Raw genomic sequence first — 3274 nt, 5'->3', positions numbered from 1 at the left:
TCATCCGGGGAGACCTCCGGCCAAGGTTGGTGCTTCGCAACCCCAGCTTCTCAGCCGCTCCCCGGGTGAACAACCTTCATAGCTTCGACACCTAGACCGGATAGACGTGGCTCTTGCGGGCCGAGACCTTGACCGTCCCGGCGAACCGGCCGGCCTCGGCGCGGGAGGCGCTGATCTCGATGTGGCGGCCGTCGGCGGTGACGGCGGCCACGGCGGTCAGAGCGCCCTGCACGTGGGCCCGCTCGACCCGGACCTCGAAGCCGCCGTCGTCCAGCGCGAAATCATGCGGCCGCACGAAGGCCACGGCCGCGCCGTCGCGGACGCCCTGGGCCGCGAACGCCACCCCGCCCGAAGTGAATCGCCCGCCCGACACCGTTCCCTCGAAACGGTTGGCCTCGCCCACGAAGCCACAGACGAACGGCGTGGCCGGATTGTCGTGCACCTCGTCGGGCGTGCCGATCTGCTCGATGCGGCCGGCGTTGAGGATCGCCACGCGGTCGGCCAGGCCCAGAGCTTCTTCCTGGTCGTGGGTGACGAAGATGGTGGTGACGCCGGTGGCGTCGTGCACGTGGCGCAGTTCCTTGCGCAGCGACTTGCGGACGGTGGCGTCCAGGGCGCCGAACGGCTCGTCCAGCAACAGCACGCTGGGCTGCACGGCCAGGGCGCGCGACAGGGCCACGCGTTGGCGCTGGCCGCCCGACAGCTGCGAGGGATAGCGCTTGCCCAGGCCCTCCAGCTCAACCAGCTTCAGCAGCTCCTCGACGCGGCGGGCGATCTCGGCCTTGGGCGGCTTGTCCTTGCCCTTGCGCACGTCCAGGCCGAAGGCGATGTTGCGCGCCACGGTCATGTGCTTGAACAGCGCATACTGCTGGAACACGAAGCCGACGCGGCGGGCGGCGGCCGAGGCGAAGGTCACGTCCTGGCCCTCGAACAGCACCTGGCCGGCGTCGGGGAACTCCAGGCCGGCGATGGTGCGCAGCAGGGTCGTCTTGCCCGAGCCCGACGGGCCCAGCAGCGCCACGAGCTCGCCGTCGACGATCTCCAGATCGACGCTGTTCAGGGCCGGATAGCGCCCAAACTTCTTTTCGACGGAACGGATGGAGATGGTCATGGGGTCTGTTTCGTTCCGGATCTAGTGGCCGCCGCCGCGCTTGACGTCGGGCTGGGCGATCTCGAGCAGGCTCTTGAGCACCAGCGTCACGATCGCCAGCAGGCACAGCAGGGCGGCGACGGCGAAGGCGGCGACGAAATCGTACTCGTTGTAGAGGATCTCGACGTGCAGCGGCATGGTGTTGGTCAGGCCCCGGATGTGGCCGCTGACCACCGAGACGGCGCCGAACTCGCCCATGGCCCGGGCGTTGCACAGCAAGACGCCGTACAGCAGGCCCCAGCGGACGTTGGGCGCGGTCACCCGCCAGAAGGTGTAGAGGCCCGAGGCGCCCATCGAAACGGCCGCCTCCTCCTCCGACACGCCCTGCTCCTGCATCAGCGGGATCAGCTCGCGGGCGATGAACGGGAAGGTCACGAACACCGTGGCCAGCACGATGCCCGGCACGGCGAAGATGATCTTGATGTCGTGGTCGATCAGGTGCTCGCCGAACCAGCCCTGCAGGCCGAAGACCAGCACGTAGATCAGGCCCGCCACCACCGGCGACACCGAGAACGGCAGGTCGATCAGGGTGATCAGCAGCGGCTTGCCGGGGAAGTCGTGCTTGGCGATGGCCCAGGCGGCGCACAGGCCGAACAGGGCGTTGAACGGCACGGCGATCCCGGCGGTGATCAGGGTCAGCTTGATCGCCGCCCAGGCGTCGGGCGTGGCGACGGCCTCCAGCGCCGGTCCCAGGCCCTTGCGCAGGGCCTCGGCGAACACCGCCACAAGGGGCAGGATCAGGACCAGGCCCAGGAAGGCCAGGACCAGGCCGATGATCACGATCTTGGCCCACAGCGGATCGTCGGTCGGGTGGCGGAAGTCCGCCTTGCTGACGACGGCCATCAGACAAACCTCCGCGACCAGGCCTGGATGGCGTTGATGAGCAGCAGCATCAGGAACGAGACGCCCAGCATGACCAGGGCGATGGCCGCGGCGTTGGCGTACTCGAACTGCTCCAGTTGGATGATGATCAGCAGCGGCGCGATCTCGGACTTGTAGGGCATGTTGCCGGCGATGAAGATCACCGAGCCGTACTCCCCCACCCCGCGGGCGAAGGCCAGGGCGAAGCCGGTCAGCCAGGCCGGGCCCAGGGCCGGCAGGATGATCCGGGCGATGGTGGCGATGCGGCCGGCGCCCAGGCTGGCGGCGGCTTCCTCGACGTCGGCCGACAGGTCGCGCATCACCGGCTCCAGGGTGCGGACCACGAACGGCAGGCCGATGAAGATCAAGGCGATGGTGACGCCGACGGGATTGTAGGCGGCCTTGATCCCCAGCGGGGTCAGGTATTGCCCGACCCAGCCGTTGGGGGCGTACAGCGTGGCCAGGGCGATGCCGGCCACCGCGGTCGGCAGGGCGAACGGCAGGTCGACCAGGGCGTTGACCACGGCCTTGCCGGGGAACTGGTAGCGCACCAGGACCCAGGTGGTCAGCACCCCGAACAGGCCGTTGATCACCGCCGCCACGAAGGCCGCGCCGAAGGTCAGGCGATAGGCGGCCATGGCCCGTTCGGAGAAGGCGGCGGCGAGGAACTGGGCCGGCGACAGGCTGGAGGCCTTGATGGCCACGGCCGACAGCGGGATCAGCACGATCAGCGACAGGATCGTCAGGGTCACGCCCAGGGTCAGGCCGAAGCCTGGAATCGCCGAGCGCCGGCGAAACAGCGGCCGTCGTGGGGCGGGCCTTTTGTTCGCGGCGGAAGGCGGCGCGGAAATCGTCTCGGCGGTCATCGGGTGATCGTCGTCCAGCATCCGCATCGGGCTCCGGAAGGAGCCATGAAAACAGGAACGCGCCAAGCCGCGAAATGGCGAAGGGCGTGGTGAAGGTGAGCGGCTTAAATCCCTACACGGCCGGTCGGGTCAATTGAGTTCATCGAGGGCGGGGGCCAGAAAAACTGTGGCCGAAGCCGAGCGCCGCCCACTTGCCCCCTACGGGTCGCTTCGCGACCGTCTTCCCCCAGAGGGGGAAGAGCCTTGGGACCGAGGCTCCGCCCCCTCTGGGGGCGGACAGACCGCGCAGCGGTCAGGTGGGGGCAAGTGGGTGTGATCTCGCGCCAAAGCTGCGAGCTTGATGGGAAGGGTGCGAAGCGCCCGGGCCTCGCCCGGATGATTGCAGTTTTGAGTACCG

At 68.7% G+C, this 3274-nt stretch carries 3 protein-coding genes; all 3 read right to left on the bottom strand.

From position 1 onward, the window contains the following. Positions 1-91: 91 nt before the first annotated feature. Genes BM066_RS25620 through cysT form a run of 3 tightly spaced genes read right to left on the bottom strand, consistent with a single transcriptional unit; the run spans position 92 to position 2877 of the window. Positions 92-1111, bottom strand: coding sequence for a sulfate/molybdate ABC transporter ATP-binding protein (locus tag BM066_RS25620; RefSeq protein ID WP_089931218.1), 1020 nt, complete (start codon positions 1109-1111; stop codon positions 92-94). Between the two features lie 21 nt (positions 1112-1132). Further along, positions 1133-1996 (bottom strand): sulfate ABC transporter permease subunit CysW, encoded by an 864-nt coding sequence (gene cysW, locus BM066_RS25615; protein WP_089931216.1) that lies wholly within the window; start codon positions 1994-1996, stop codon positions 1133-1135. After that, positions 1993-2877, bottom strand: a complete 885-nt coding sequence (gene cysT, locus BM066_RS25610) for a sulfate ABC transporter permease subunit CysT (RefSeq protein ID WP_089931220.1) — start codon at positions 2875-2877, stop codon at positions 1993-1995. The genes cysW and cysT overlap by 4 nt, the downstream gene beginning before the upstream one ends. Positions 2878-3274: the final 397 nt, after the last annotated feature.

Source organism: Caulobacter sp. UNC279MFTsu5.1 (assembly GCF_900114015.1).
Taxonomy (GTDB): Bacteria; Pseudomonadota; Alphaproteobacteria; order Caulobacterales; family Caulobacteraceae; genus Caulobacter.
Note: the sequence above shows the minus strand (reverse complement) of the source record. Positions and strands in the feature narration are given on the sequence as shown.